Source organism: Vibrio sp. PBL-C16, assembly GCF_034321865.1.
Classification (GTDB): Bacteria; Pseudomonadota; Gammaproteobacteria; order Enterobacterales; family Vibrionaceae; genus Vibrio; species Vibrio alginolyticus.
Genome location: NZ_JAXLNY010000002.1, coordinates 884,228 through 897,106 on the forward strand (window position 1 = coordinate 884,228; position 12,879 = coordinate 897,106).

Annotated in this window: 14 protein-coding genes; 4 read left to right on the top strand and 10 right to left on the bottom strand. The window is 44.2% G+C overall.

The features are described 5' to 3' along the window. Window positions 1-97: 97 nt before the first annotated feature. A complete protein-coding gene (gene adhE / locus UQW94_RS12390; protein WP_005380731.1) occupies window positions 98-2,800 on the top strand; it encodes a bifunctional acetaldehyde-CoA/alcohol dehydrogenase in 2,703 nt (900 codons plus the stop codon). Between the two features lie 143 nt (window positions 2,801-2,943). Here adhE and UQW94_RS12395 read toward each other — a convergent pair whose 3' ends face one another. From UQW94_RS12395 to sodB, 3 genes are all read right to left on the bottom strand, one after another. Beyond that, on the bottom strand, window positions 2,944-3,687 hold the full coding sequence (locus UQW94_RS12395; RefSeq protein ID WP_005380732.1) for an SDR family oxidoreductase: 744 nt from the start codon (window positions 3,685-3,687) through the stop codon (window positions 2,944-2,946). A 134-nt stretch (window positions 3,688-3,821) separates the two neighbouring features. Beyond that, window positions 3,822-4,325, bottom strand: coding sequence for a VC2046/SO_2500 family protein (locus tag UQW94_RS12400; protein ID WP_322142254.1), 504 nt, complete (start codon window positions 4,323-4,325; stop codon window positions 3,822-3,824). 154 nt (window positions 4,326-4,479) lie between these two features. Further along, window positions 4,480-5,064, bottom strand: a complete 585-nt coding sequence (gene sodB, locus UQW94_RS12405) for a superoxide dismutase [Fe] (protein WP_005396533.1) — start codon at window positions 5,062-5,064, stop codon at window positions 4,480-4,482. Between the two features lie 284 nt (window positions 5,065-5,348). On the opposite strand from sodB, the gene UQW94_RS12410 reads away from it, so the two are divergent. Next, window positions 5,349-5,684, top strand: coding sequence for a Grx4 family monothiol glutaredoxin (locus UQW94_RS12410; protein ID WP_017635833.1), 336 nt, complete (start codon window positions 5,349-5,351; stop codon window positions 5,682-5,684). Window positions 5,685-5,758: 74 nt separating this feature from the next. Further along, window positions 5,759-6,388 carry a DsbA family protein gene (locus UQW94_RS12415; protein ID WP_132936849.1) on the top strand — a complete coding sequence of 210 codons (630 nt, stop codon included), beginning with the start codon at window positions 5,759-5,761 and terminating at the stop codon, window positions 6,386-6,388. 77 nt (window positions 6,389-6,465) lie between these two features. On the opposite strand, the gene UQW94_RS12420 is transcribed toward UQW94_RS12415, so the two are convergent. After that, window positions 6,466-7,791 (bottom strand): Na+/H+ antiporter family protein, encoded by a 1,326-nt coding sequence (locus UQW94_RS12420; RefSeq protein ID WP_025767202.1) that lies wholly within the window; start codon window positions 7,789-7,791, stop codon window positions 6,466-6,468. 28 nt (window positions 7,792-7,819) lie between these two features. Next, window positions 7,820-8,464 carry a ribonuclease T gene (gene rnt / locus UQW94_RS12425; protein ID WP_005384888.1) on the bottom strand — a complete coding sequence of 215 codons (645 nt, stop codon included), beginning with the start codon at window positions 8,462-8,464 and terminating at the stop codon, window positions 7,820-7,822. 341 nt (window positions 8,465-8,805) lie between these two features. On the opposite strand from rnt, the gene motY reads away from it, so the two are divergent. Then, window positions 8,806-9,687, top strand: a complete 882-nt coding sequence (gene motY / locus UQW94_RS12430; RefSeq protein ID WP_005384887.1) for a flagellar protein MotY — start codon at window positions 8,806-8,808, stop codon at window positions 9,685-9,687. A 120-nt stretch (window positions 9,688-9,807) separates the two neighbouring features. Here the strand turns inward: motY and UQW94_RS12435 are convergent, their stop codons facing one another. From UQW94_RS12435 to rsxG, 5 genes are all read right to left on the bottom strand, one after another. After that, window positions 9,808-10,242 (bottom strand): DUF2753 domain-containing protein, encoded by a 435-nt coding sequence (locus tag UQW94_RS12435; protein WP_005384886.1) that lies wholly within the window; start codon window positions 10,240-10,242, stop codon window positions 9,808-9,810. Between the two features lie 150 nt (window positions 10,243-10,392). Continuing rightward, window positions 10,393-10,809: a lactoylglutathione lyase gene (gloA, locus tag UQW94_RS12440; RefSeq protein ID WP_005380739.1), complete on the bottom strand. Its 417-nt coding sequence runs from the start codon at window positions 10,807-10,809 to the stop codon at window positions 10,393-10,395. Between the two features lie 32 nt (window positions 10,810-10,841). Beyond that, entirely contained in the window at window positions 10,842-11,483 is a 642-nt protein-coding gene (nth, locus tag UQW94_RS12445; protein WP_005380743.1) for an endonuclease III, read from the bottom strand. 64 nt (window positions 11,484-11,547) lie between these two features. Next, window positions 11,548-12,240 carry an electron transport complex subunit E gene (locus UQW94_RS12450; RefSeq protein ID WP_005380745.1) on the bottom strand — a complete coding sequence of 231 codons (693 nt, stop codon included), beginning with the start codon at window positions 12,238-12,240 and terminating at the stop codon, window positions 11,548-11,550. Further along, the gene (gene rsxG, locus UQW94_RS12455; protein WP_005380747.1) at window positions 12,240-12,872 is read right to left on the bottom strand and encodes an electron transport complex subunit RsxG; all 633 of its coding nucleotides are present in this window, start codon (window positions 12,870-12,872) and stop codon (window positions 12,240-12,242) included. Before rsxG ends, UQW94_RS12450 begins: the two co-directional genes overlap by 1 nt. Window positions 12,873-12,879 lie beyond the last annotated feature (7 nt).

The window sequence follows — 12,879 nt, forward strand, 5'->3', positions numbered from 1 at the left end:
AGACGTTTGTTTTCTAAGTGACTGATAAACAGTAAAAACGATAAGTAATAGCCTTAGTAAAAAGTTTTTAATATTTGTTAATTTTAGGAGATTCCCTATGCCTGTAACTAATATGGCTGAACTAGATGCAATGGTTGCTCGCGTTAAGAAAGCGCAAGAAGAGTTCGCTACTTACTCTCAAGAGCAAGTAGATAAAATCTTTCGTGCAGCATCGCTTGCAGCTAACCAGGCCCGTATCCCGCTAGCTCAACAAGCGGTAGAAGAATCTGGTATGGGTATTGTTGAAGATAAAGTAATCAAGAACCACTTCGCTTCTGAGTTTATCTACAACAAATACAAAGACGAACAAACGTGTGGCATCTTAGAAGAGGATGACAACCTAGGTACTATGACTATCGCTGAGCCTGTAGGCATCATCTGCGGTATCGTACCAACGACTAACCCAACTTCTACAGCGATCTTCAAATCTCTAATCTCTTTGAAGACTCGTAACGGTATCATCTTCTCACCACACCCACGTGCGAAAAACTCAACTAACGATGCAGCTAAACTCGTTCTAGATGCAGCAGTAGCAGCAGGCGCACCAAAAGACATCATCGGTTGGATCGACCAGCCTTCTGTTGAGCTTTCAAACGCTCTAATGAAACACGATGACATCGCGCTTATCCTTGCAACTGGTGGTCCTGGCATGGTTAAAGCCGCTTACTCTTCTGGTAAGCCAGCAATCGGTGTAGGTGCAGGTAACGTTCCGGTTGTTATCGATGAAACAGCAGACATCAAACGTGCTGTTGCTTCTATCCTTATGTCTAAGACTTTCGACAACGGTGTAGTATGTGCTTCTGAGCAAGCTGCAATCGTAGTTGATGAAGTATACGACGAAGTGAAAGAGCGTTTTGCTTCTCACAAAGCTTATGTCCTAAGCAAAGCAGAAGCTGATAAAGTTCGTAAAGTGCTTCTTATCGATGGCGCGCTAAACGCGAAAATCGTAGGTCAGCCAGCAGCAGCAATCGCTGAAATGGCAGGCGTTAAAGTTCCAGCAGACACTAAAGTTCTTGTTGGTGAAGGTCTGGGCAAAGTATCTCACGATGACGCATTCGCTCACGAGAAACTATCTCCAACTCTAGGTCTATTCCGTGCTGACAACTTCGAAGACGCGGTTGCTCAAGCGGTAACTATGGTTGAGATTGGTGGTATCGGCCACACATCTGGTCTTTACACTAACCAAGATACTAACGCTGATCGTATCCGTTACTTCGGTGACAAGATGAAGACAGCTCGTATCCTAATCAACATCCCGACTACTCACGGCGGTATCGGTGACTTGTACAACTTCAACGTTGCGCCATCTCTAACGCTAGGTTGTGGTTCTTGGGGTGGTAACTCTATCTCTGAGAACGTAGGTCCTAAACACCTAATCAACAAGAAAACTGTAGCGAAGCGAGCTGAAAACATGTTGTGGCATAAACTACCTAAGTCAATCTACTTCCGTCGTGGTAGCCTTCCAATCGCACTGGGCGATCTAGAAGGTAAGAAACGTGCATTCCTAGTAACTGACCGTTTCCTATTCAACAACGGTTACGCAGATGACGTAGTAAGCCTACTAAAAGCTCAAGGCATGGAAGTTCAAACATTCTTCGATGTTGAAGCTGACCCAACACTGTCTGTAGTAGAAAAAGGTGCGGCTCAAATGGCTAGCTACCAACCTGACGTTATCCTAGCGCTAGGCGGTGGTTCACCAATGGATGCAGCGAAAATCATGTGGGTAATGTACGAGCACCCAGAAACTCACTTTGAAGAACTAGCAATGCGCTTTATGGACATCCGTAAACGTATCTACAAGTTCCCTAAAATGGGTAAAAAAGCTGAGCTTGTATGTATCACTACAACTTCAGGTACTGGTTCAGAAGTTACTCCATTCGCGGTTGTTACTGACGACAAGACTGGTGCGAAATACCCACTAGCTGACTACGAAATCACGCCAAACATGGCAATCGTTGATGCGAACCTAGTAATGAACATGCCAAAGTCTCTAACAGCATTTGGTGGTTACGATGCAGTAACTCACGCTCTAGAAGCTTACGTATCAGTTCTTGCTAACGAATACTCAGATGGCCAAGCTCTTCAAGCACTTAAGATGCTAAAAGAGTACCTACCATCAAGCTATGCGAACGGTGCAAATGACCCAATCGCTCGTGAGAAAGTACACAACGCAGCTACTATCGCTGGTGTTGCATTTGCGAACGCATTCCTAGGTGTTTGTCACTCAATGGCTCACAAACTGGGTGCTGAGTTCCACTTGCCACACGGCCTAGCTAACGCACTACTTATCTCTAACGTGGTACGTTACAACGCGAACGACAATCCAACTAAACAAACTGCGTTCTCTCAATACGACCGTCCACAAGCACGTCGTCGTTACGCTGAAGTTGCTGACCACCTAGGCCTAAGCCAAGAAGGTGACCGTACTGCTCAGAAGATTGAACGTCTACTAGCATGGTTGGATGAACTAAAAGTTAACCTAGACATCCCAATGTCTATCCAAGCGGCAGGTGTTGCTGAATCAGATTTCGTAGCGAAACTGGATGAGCTAGCGGTAGAAGCGTTCGATGACCAATGTACTGGTGCGAACCCACGTTACCCTCTAATCAGCGAACTTAAAGATGTGTTGATGGCTTCTTACTACGGTAAAGCATTTGTTGAAGGCGAAACTTTCGAAGGTACAACTGTTATCAAGAAGAAAGCAGACCAAGAAGCAGCAAAAGCAGCACCTAAAGCAAAGAAAGAAAAAGCTGACGCGTAATTAAAAAATCGAGTGAGCAAGGTTTTCGCTAGCACGAAACCTTAATCGGGAAAAGGTTAAAGCCCCAGTCAAATGACTGGGGCTTTTTTTATTTTGGTGCAGGAGTTACATCTGGCTTGGGAAAACAGAGTTGCTGTGTATGCTTACACTTCGGTCGCAACTACTCGGCCACTGAAGTATTCATTCGCGACGATGTATGCTGTGTTGCGGACTAGTTCGTCTTGGATCTCAGCCCAGTGCCTCTCGTTGAGCTCTTCTTTTGTATGATTTACCGAGGGAATAACGCCGCCCACTCGAATGTTGAATGGTGTGAGTTCTTTTGCCCAGCTGTGAGTAAAACCTGACACCAACGCCGCCATGCTTTCAACTCCCGTAAAGTCTTCATGGTTGTCATGAGAAATGACGTTAACAATGACGCCTTTCTTGTTTCTGGCTCGAAAGCGCTCTGCTCCTACTTGGCCGTAGGTATAAAGGAAGCGTGCCGCAGACGACAAGTGATCAATGTAAGTACTCATTGGTTCTGGCGCCATTAAGCCAGGCATAGGAGAGCTGGTCCAGCAATTAACAATCACATCTGGTGTCGCACGTAGCTGTGATTCTATCTGGTCAAACAATAAGTTAATGGACGTTGTGTTATCACTACACACATTCATCGCATACACTTTGTCAGTGAAAGCGCTGATTTGCTCATAGCTCGCTCTCAAAGCGCTAGAATTTTGGTCACAAAGAATCAACGTTGCTCCAAGGTGAGCAAAGTGATTTGCACAGGTTCTTCCTATAACCGAACCTGCAGACGTGACGAGAATAATTGATTCTTTGATATCCATAGCACCTTCACTGTATCCATATGTGAAAAACAATACACCAGTGGTTTGTGCTAATAGCATGGTTGAAATTCGTTGAGTTCAGTGTGAAAGGCTTCAAACTAACGCTTTCGAGTGAGGACTATTGTGCGGTAATTTGTAAGACGTCACATTTCTGACGTGTAGGTATTGCAAGCTATTGGATAAAAAGCGGATCTCTATGCTTTAGCTTGAATTTGATGCTGACGTTGAGCCGTCACTAGCTGATTATATAGCCCAGCATCTGGGATCAGTTGTTTGTTGCGTTCGCCCAATCTGCGTCGCTCATGACCAGATAGGTTGTTATAAACCTCCTCTGGTAGGTTGAATGTGTCTTCAGGCAGGTAAGTCAGCGCATCTGGTTTTAGGTAATGGCTCAGCTTTGCGGAAGGCAATCCTGCATCGTGAAACTGTTTCGCTTGTTCAGCTGCGAGTTCATAGCTGCTGCTATCAGAACGAAGAGCTTGAGGTTGCGATAAACCCAATTGTTGGCGAAGAATACTGTCACTGGTGATGACTTCCTGGACCTCTTCAACTGGGACCACATCGCGAACATCATTAGAGAACATAGACAGAATCAGCGAGAAATCCGCACGACGACCTTCGTGTACGGCATGGTTAATACCATTACCGAACTGAAGTTCGTTGATAATTGCAGCTTTGTCTAACGTATGAATTTGCATGATGTTCCTCGCTCGATGCTCTTTTAACGGCGTGGATAAGAAAAACTTTAGTAAAAGAGGGAATTATTTAAAGGTGCTAGGGAAGGCGAAACAAAAAAGCCCGCTAAATAGCGAGCTTTTGAATAAGACTAAATTGAACTTAGGGGGAAGTATATTACTTCGCTAGGTTCTCAGCTACGAAGTCCCAGTTTACTAGAGCCCAGAAGCCGTTCATGTAATCAGGACGTACGTTGCGGTAATCGATGTAGTACGCGTGTTCCCATAGGTCAACAGTTAGAAGTGGTGTTGTACCTTCTTCTGTTAGAGGAGTAGCAGCGTTAGAAGTGTTAACGATCTCTAGAGAGCCGTCAGCTTTCTTAACCAGCCAAGTCCATGAAGAACCGAAGTTGTTGATTGCTGAATCAGTAAACTTCGCTTTGAATTCTTCAAAAGAACCGAATGCTGCGTTGATAGCGTCTGCAACTGCGCCAGTTGGCTCGCCGCCCGCATTTGGAGCAAGACAGTGCCAGTAGAACGTGTGGTTCCAGATTTGCGCTGCGTTGTTGAATACGCCACCAGTAGAAGTCTTGATGATCTCTTCTAGAGTTTTGCCTTCGAACTCAGTACCAGGGATAAGACCGTTAAGCTTAACAACGTAAGTGTTGTGGTGCTTACCGTGGTGGTAGTCTAGAGTCTCTGCTGAGATGTGTGGTTCTAGTGCGTCTTTCGCGTAAGGAAGAGCTGGTAGTTCAAATGCCATTACTCGATTCTCCATTGATTTGAAAGGATGACCTTTCGATTGCTTCCAGTGTTTTTTATAGCTATGTCGCCTTTAAGGCTGACTTGCTAAGTATTTTAGCAAGTTTTTACTTTATTAAAACCCCGATATGAAAATATTTTAAGAGGTTAGCAGTGGTGAAGTGCTGCATTGCTCGCCAATGAGCAACCTAAAATTAAGCCTTATTAATTATATGGTTTTTATTCTGTCGTTATTGAGTAGAATGTGGCAAATAAATAAAGTTCAAACCCATGAATGAGGAAGCGATGGAAACTATCGACAAAATCAAACAGCAGATCTCTGAAAACTCAATCCTGCTGTACATGAAAGGATCACCGAAACTACCTAGCTGTGGTTTCTCTTCTCAAGCGTCACAGGCACTAATGGCATGTGGTGAGAAGTTCGCTTACGTAGACATTCTGCAAAACCCAGATATCCGTGCTGAGTTACCAAAGTACGCGCAATGGCCAACTTTCCCTCAACTATGGGTTGAAGGTGAGCTTATCGGCGGTTGTGACATTATTCTAGAAATGTTCCAAAAAGGTGAACTGCAGCCTCTAATCAAAGAAGCAGCAGCGCGCGCTGAAGATCAAGCTGAGTAATTCGTAAATACTCACATTTAGCGATAGAATACGAAGGAGCCGTACTGGCTCCTTTTTCTTTTTAGGTTAGTGGAATGAACATAAAGCTTTACTACGTGCATGACCCAATGTGCAGTTGGTGTTGGGGTTACAAACCAACGCTGGATAAACTAAAACAGCAACTGCCAGGTGTGATTCAGTTTGAGTATGTGGTTGGTGGTCTTGCGCCAGATACTAATTTACCGATGCCGCCCGAGATGCAACAAAAACTCGAAGGTATTTGGAAGCAGATTGAGCGCCAGTTAGGCACTAAGTTTAACTACGATTTCTGGAAGCTTTGTACGCCAGTTAGAAGCACTTACCAATCTTGTCGTGCGGTTATTGCAGCGGGCTTTCAAGACTCTTATGAGCAGATGCTAGAAGCGATTCAGCATGCGTATTACTTACGTGCGATGCCTCCTCATGAAGAAGCCACTCACTTGCAACTAGCGAGAGAAATTGGCTTGAATGTTCAGCAATTCAAGAATGACATGGATGGCTCTTTCTTAGAAGGTGTGTTCGAAGATCAATTGAGCCTTGCAAAGAGCCTAGGTGTGAGCTCTTACCCTAGCTTGGTTCTTAAAATTAACGACGCTTATTTTCCGATTGCCATCGATTACCTGTCGACAGAACCAACCTTGAAGCTGATTCGTGAGCGTATTATTGACAATATGCCAGCGCAATAACCACAGTTATGAATAACAAAAAGCCGCTCATTGAGCGGCTTTTTCGTAACTAATGTATATCCATCCAAACAATAGTATTAAAGCACCATTGCTGCAATCCAACCAAAGATGATTAGAGGGATATTATAATGGATAAAGGTTGGAACGACTGTTTCCCAAATGTGCTCATGTTGACCGTCGGCATTTAGACCAGATGTAGGGCCTAATGTAGAGTCAGAAGCTGGAGAGCCTGCATCACCTAACGCCGCTGCAGTACCTACCAGTGCAATCGTTGCCATCGGCGAGAAACCGAATGCTAGCGCAAGAGGAACATAGATAGTTGCAAGGATTGGAATCGTAGAGAACGATGAACCAATGCCCATTGTTACTAATAGACCAACGATCAGCATCAGTAGTGCAGCTAGAGGCTTATTGTCACCGATGCTGGTTGATAGCGATTGTACTAGTGTTTCAACACCGCCAGTTTGCTTCATTACTGCTGCAAAACCTGCCGCTGCGATCATGATGAAGCCAATCATTGCCATCATGTGTACACCTTTAGTGAACACGTCGTGCGTCTCTTTCCATGCGATAACGCCGCCGAAAGTGAACACCATAAAGCCAGCTAGAGCACCGATAATCATTGAACCCGTGTAAAGCTGAACACCCAATGCAGCGACAATACCAAGTGCCGCAACTAAGATGTGCTTTTTATTGATGACATGATCGGTTTCGTCAACGACAGTCAACTCAGTTTCTTTGTAGACACGCGGTTTACGATAGCTAACAAAGATAGCCAGTAATAGACCAAACAGCATGCCTGCACCTGGCAGTAACATGGCGGTTGGGACTTGGCCTGCAACCACGTTTTCCAAACCGTTGTCATGTAGGTTCTTTAATAGAATGTTGTTTAAGAAAATACCGCCGAAACCAACAGGTAAGATCATGTAAGGTGTGATCAAACCGAAGGTAAGAACACACGCGACCAAACGTCGATCGAGCTTAAGTTTCGCAAATACGCCCAAAAGAGGTGGAATCAAAATTGGAATAAAGGCGATATGGACCGGAATTACGTTTTGAGATGACATAGTGACAAGAACGAGCGCGACTAACACCGCGTACTTTAACCCGGTAGTTGACGCCGAGTTTTCTTTACCATTTAAGCGCTTGATAACACTTTTGGCCAGTAGATCCGTGATGCCTGATTTCGAGATGGCAACAGCGAAAGTACCTAACATGGCGTAGCTTAGCGCGATAGTTGCACCGCCACCTAGACCACTTTCAAATGCGGCAACCGTATCCCCAAGGCTCATGCCTGCGACTAGGCCGCCTACGATGGCACTAAACGTGAGGGCAACCACCACGTTTACGCGCATCAATGCTAACACGAGCATGACGCACACTGATATAACGACAGGATTCATACTTTTCCTAATATGTTGTGTTTACTTATTATTCTTCGTCGACAAGCGGCCAACCGCCGAGGGCCTTCCATTTGTTGACAATACCGCAGAATAATTCTGCTGTTTTTTGTGTATCGTAAAGCGCAGAGTGTGCTTCACGGTTATCAAATTCCATCCCGGCTGTTTTGCATGCTTTAGCGAGAACTGTTTGGCCATAAGCAAGGCCACTTAATGTAGCCGTATCAAAAGTAGCAAAGGGATGAAAAGGGACTCTTTTTAGTTTACAGCGTTCATTTGCTGCGTTTACAAAACCCAAGTCGAATGCTGCGTTATGAGCAACCATAATTGCACGTGAGCAATCTGCGGCTTTTTGTTCTTTGCGAATAAGCTTATAAATTTCCTTTAGCGCCTCTTGCTCAGAAACAGCACCTCGAAGAGGGCTGAAAGGGTCACGAATACCATTGAATTCAAGCGCTTCTTTTTCTAAGTTAGCGCCTTCAAATGGTTCCACATGAAAATGAATGGTGGAGGCCGGATGCAACACGCCATGTTCGTCCATTTTCAACGTAACGGCACAGATTTCTAAAAGTGCATCAGTTTGAGCATTGAAACCAGCGGTCTCAACGTCTACTACCACAGGGAAATAACCACGAAAGCGTTTTTTCAAGGTTAGAGCTTCATTTTCTAGTGTCATGTTGGCTTATTTTTGTGTGACGAACGCTGCATTATTGCAGATTATACCGATGAGAAAAACCGCAATTTAAGAGAAAACCGGAATTCTATTTTGCATCCAATCAATAAGTTTGTATTGCATATTATGTAGACGTTTATTCGCCATACTTTGCATCATGTAAACCGATAAAACATGAGGAAGTAAAACGCTAAGTGGCGGTTAAGGTGATTGGAACACGGTGGCTCACATTAATGGCAGTGTGACAGATAACCCTATATTGGCGAGATTTTTGCATGCTGGTTGAAGTGGTTTTATTGATGCAAATTGACGGCAACAGACTGCCGTTTAAGAGACAGTATTAGATGAAGAAATGGCTGATTACCAGTGGTGTTGTATTTTCGTTGTTTAGCACAAGCAGCTTCGCTTTGATGGGCAAACGTTATGCTGCAACTCCACAGCAATCTCAATGGGAAATGGTGGTCAATACACCATTAGAATGTCAGCTTGTACACCCCATTCCAAGCTTTGGAGATGCGGTATTTTCATCTCGTGCGAATAAAAAAATCAATTTAGACTTTGAGTTAAAAATGCGTCGCCCGATGGGAGAAACACGTAACGTCAGTCTCATTTCTATGCCGCCACCTTGGCGACCAGGTGAACACGCCGATCGAATTACAAACCTAAAGTTTTTTAAACAGTTTGATGGTTATGTCGGAGGGCAAACAGCATGGGGCATTTTGTCTGAGCTGGAAAAAGGCCGTTATCCGACTTTTAGTTACCAAGATTGGCAGAGCCGAGATCAGAGAATTGAAGTCGCATTGTCATCAGTACTGTTTCAAAACAAGTACAACGCGTTTAGCGACTGTATTTCCAACTTATTGAAATACAGTTTCGAGGACATTGCTTTTACGATTTTGCACTACGAAAGACAAGGTGATCAGTTAACCAAGGCTTCTAAAAAGCGTTTATCACAAATTGCAGATTATATCCGACATAATCAAGATATCGATCTCGTGCTGGTGGCGACGTACACAGATTCAACCGATGGTAAAAGTGCGAGTCAAAGTTTATCAGAGCGACGTGCAGAGTCACTTCGTGATTATTTTCAGTCTCTAGGGCTACCGGAAGATCGAATTCAAGTGCAAGGGTACGGCAAGCGTCGTCCTATTGCAGATAACGGTTCGCCAATAGGAAAAGACAAAAACCGCCGAGTCGTGATATCTCTAGGGCGAACCCAAGTGTGATGCTTATAAAAACGCCGAAGCTGAAAGCTTCGGCGTTTTTGATTTACTGACGTTGTTAATAATATTTTAGTGGTATTTTGCCAAGCACCTTTCGGTGATTCCTACTGTATAATTTGAATGTTAGTTTAAGCGGAATTTGGCAATGACTTCGCAATTGGTTGCGGTATCTATTTTTTCAACCTGTTTGGCAATAGCCGGATTAGGGTGACGCTTCATAAAGTCTATCAACGCCTTAGTACAGCATCCTATCGAGTCGATAAAGCTTGCACACTCTTTATTTGGGCATTGTGGGATAAGTGTTAAGACTTTCTCAGAGGCCAGTTGAAGGTATTTGAGTTCATAGTCAGTATCTCCAGCCCAACGCCAGAACTGAGCTAAGTTATGACAAGAAATCACAGAAATTAATAATCGCTCGTCCGCCTCAATTTCCACACATTCGCTGATATCTTCACTCAGGCTTAGGGCTTGCTGGTAATGAAGAATGCTGCGAACAGGGTCATCTAGTTGAAGTGCCGTATCGGCTAGAAGTGTGTGTTTTTCCCATTCACTGATCATTATCGTAATCCCGCATATCGAAGTTGCGTACAAATCTAAACGATAACTATTATCAAGTAAAGAGTTTTGTTTATAAAAGGACAGGCAGATCGCAGACCTGCCTGTAATCGGAGTTCAACTTGCAGTACAAGTGATTATTAGAAGTGCCGCTTAGCCTTCAAGACCTGCTGAAGCTTGCTTGTTTTGAATAAGCTCAATCATATAACCATCTGGGTCTTTTACGAATGCAATGTGCGTGCTTCCGCCTTTTACTGGACCTGGCTCACGCGTCACATTACCGCCCGCCGCTTTGATAGCGTCGCAAGTTGTGTAGATATCATCAACACCAATGGCGATATGACCAAAAGCAGTACCTAGGTCATACTCAGTTTTACCCCAGTTGTAAGTCAGTTCGATCACTGCACCTTGGGATTCGTCACCATAACCAAGAAACGCTAGCGTGTATTCGTACTCTTTATTTTCGTTAGTACGAAGCAGCTGCATGCCCATAACTTCAGTGTAAAACTTGATGGATTTGTCTAGATCACCTACGCGAAGCATAGTGTGGAGAATTCGACCGTTTGACATTTTTTGCTCCTAGCTTTGATTTACAAATAGCGTTAGCTATCTGGGTATACTTTCTCTTTATATTCGCACAAATCTTCGATAATGCAGCTACCGCAGCGAGGCTTTCTTGCTACGCACGTATAACGACCATGAAGAATGAGCCAGTGGTGCACATCGAGTTTGAACTCTTTTGGCACAACTTTTAATAGCTTCTGCTCGACATCATCAACCGTTTTTCCCATCGCAAATTTAGTGCGATTCGACACGCGATAAATGTGCGTATCGACGGCAATAGTTGGCCAACCAAAAGCGGTGTTGAGCACGACGTTTGCGGTCTTGCGACCTACGCCTGGCAGCGCTTCTAACGCTGCACGATCTTCAGGAACTTCACCATTGTGTTTTTCCAACAAGATCTTACAAGTCTTGATTGTGTTTTCTGCCTTTGAGTTAAACAAACCGATTGTCTTTATGTATTCTTTTAAGCCATCGACTCCCAAATCAAGAATGCTTTGAGGTGTATTCGCTACAGGGAAAAGCTTGTCGGTGGCTTTATTGACGCTTACATCGGTTGCTTGAGCTGATAGTAATACAGCGATTAGCAGCTCAAAAGGGGAGCTCCAGTTAAGCTCAGTTTGAGGATTCGGATTGTTTTCTCGTAATCGCTCAAGAATTTCGATTCTTTTTATTTTGTTCATTGCTGACTTCCAATACCGTCTCTGCGGTTTATGAAAAAGGCTCCTATGACAGAGCCTTATCTTGTTATGCGTTAGTGACGCGAGCACGTTCTATGGTTGGTTTTTCTTCTTTTGGTTGACGTGCCTGAATTGAATTATCTATGACATTTTTGAGCGCTATCAACAGCCCAACACCGATAAATGCACCAGGTGGGAGAAGCGCTAACAGGAAGCTATTGTCAAATTGGAAAACTTGAATCCGTAGAGCTGAAGCCCAGTCTCCTAGGAGAAGGTCTGCTCCGTCGAATAGTGTGCCATTACCAATTAATTCGCGCATGGCACCTAAAACAACCAAGACGCTCGTCATACCAAGGCCCATCCACAAACCATCTAGCGCAGCGGGTGCAACATCATTTTTTGACGCGTAAGCTTCTGCTCGGCCAATAATAATGCAGTTCGTTACAATCAGAGGAATAAAGATACCTAGAGACAGGTACAAACCGTACGCATAGGCATTCATTAACAACTGAACGCAGGTAACGAGTGAGGCAATGATCATAACGAATACAGGTATACGGATCTCTTTTGGCACATAGTTACGGATAAGAGAAACTGTTACGTTGGATCCAACTAGCACGAGTAAGGTTGCAATACCAAGACCTAATGCATTGGTTATCGTGGAAGAAACCGCTAGCAGTGGACATAAGCCCAGCAGTTGTACGAGAGCGGGGTTATTACTCCACATACCGTTTTTCATCAGTAATTTATTCTCATTCATTACTGCTCTCCTTCACAGCCTAACGGCTGGCTAAGAATGTCTTCACGAGATTGGTTTACGTAGTTAACGGTATTTCGCACCACTTTTACGACGGCTCTTGGCGTGATCGTTGCACCAGTAAATTGATCGAAATCGCCGCCATCTTTACGAACTTTCCACGAATTCCAATTGTTTTCCGTGACTTGTTTTCCTGTAAAGCTCAGGATCCAGTCTGTGACACGAAGATCGATTTTATCGCCCAGACCAGGGGTTTCTTGGTGGTTTAGGACGCGTGTCCCCAAAATATTGCCCTGATTATCAATCCCAGTAATTACTTTTATCTCACCATTGTAGCCATCTGGCGCGATAGATTCTATTGCGATTGCTGTTGGTTCACCATTCTTCGTGGCGAGGTAGGCTGGCATCGCACGTAATGTCCCCAGATCTGGAGACGTGACCATTGTACAAGCTTGCGTGAGTGCGTTGTCATGCATATTTTCTGGAATGACTTGATTCAAAACAGAAAGTAATTGTTTTTGCTCTTGTACCTTGATTTGGTCTTTTGTTAGGTACTGAGTAAGGGCGACTAATCCGGTTGTTGCACATGCAAATATCGCGAGTGTCAGACCATTTTTTCTAATAGCGGTTAACATGTTTACC

Bases quoted from the DNA above. Each gene is read 5' to 3' on its own strand.
- rsxG (WP_005380747.1), bottom strand. From the start codon at position 12,872: ATGTTAACCGCTATTAGAAAAAATGGTCTGACACTCGCGATATTTGCA.
- UQW94_RS12435 (WP_005384886.1), bottom strand. From the start codon at position 10,242: ATGATCAGTGAATGGGAAAAACACACACTTCTAGCCGATACGGCACTT.
- UQW94_RS12415 (WP_132936849.1), top strand. From the start codon at position 5,759: ATGAACATAAAGCTTTACTACGTGCATGACCCAATGTGCAGTTGGTGT.
- sodB (WP_005396533.1), bottom strand. From the start codon at position 5,064: ATGGCATTTGAACTACCAGCTCTTCCTTACGCGAAAGACGCACTAGAA.
- UQW94_RS12450 (WP_005380745.1), bottom strand. From the start codon at position 12,240: ATGAATGAGAATAAATTACTGATGAAAAACGGTATGTGGAGTAATAAC.
- gloA (WP_005380739.1), bottom strand. From the start codon at position 10,809: ATGTCAAACGGTCGAATTCTCCACACTATGCTTCGCGTAGGTGATCTA.
- motY (WP_005384887.1), top strand. From the start codon at position 8,806: ATGAAGAAATGGCTGATTACCAGTGGTGTTGTATTTTCGTTGTTTAGC.
- rnt (WP_005384888.1), bottom strand. From the start codon at position 8,464: ATGACACTAGAAAATGAAGCTCTAACCTTGAAAAAACGCTTTCGTGGT.
- UQW94_RS12420 (WP_025767202.1), bottom strand. From the start codon at position 7,791: ATGAATCCTGTCGTTATATCAGTGTGCGTCATGCTCGTGTTAGCATTG.
- adhE (WP_005380731.1), top strand. From the start codon at position 98: ATGCCTGTAACTAATATGGCTGAACTAGATGCAATGGTTGCTCGCGTT.
- UQW94_RS12395 (WP_005380732.1), bottom strand. From the start codon at position 3,687: ATGCTATTAGCACAAACCACTGGTGTATTGTTTTTCACATATGGATAC.
- nth (WP_005380743.1), bottom strand. From the start codon at position 11,483: ATGAACAAAATAAAAAGAATCGAAATTCTTGAGCGATTACGAGAAAAC.
- UQW94_RS12400 (WP_322142254.1), bottom strand. From the start codon at position 4,325: ATGCAAATTCATACGTTAGACAAAGCTGCAATTATCAACGAACTTCAG.
- UQW94_RS12410 (WP_017635833.1), top strand. From the start codon at position 5,349: ATGGAAACTATCGACAAAATCAAACAGCAGATCTCTGAAAACTCAATC.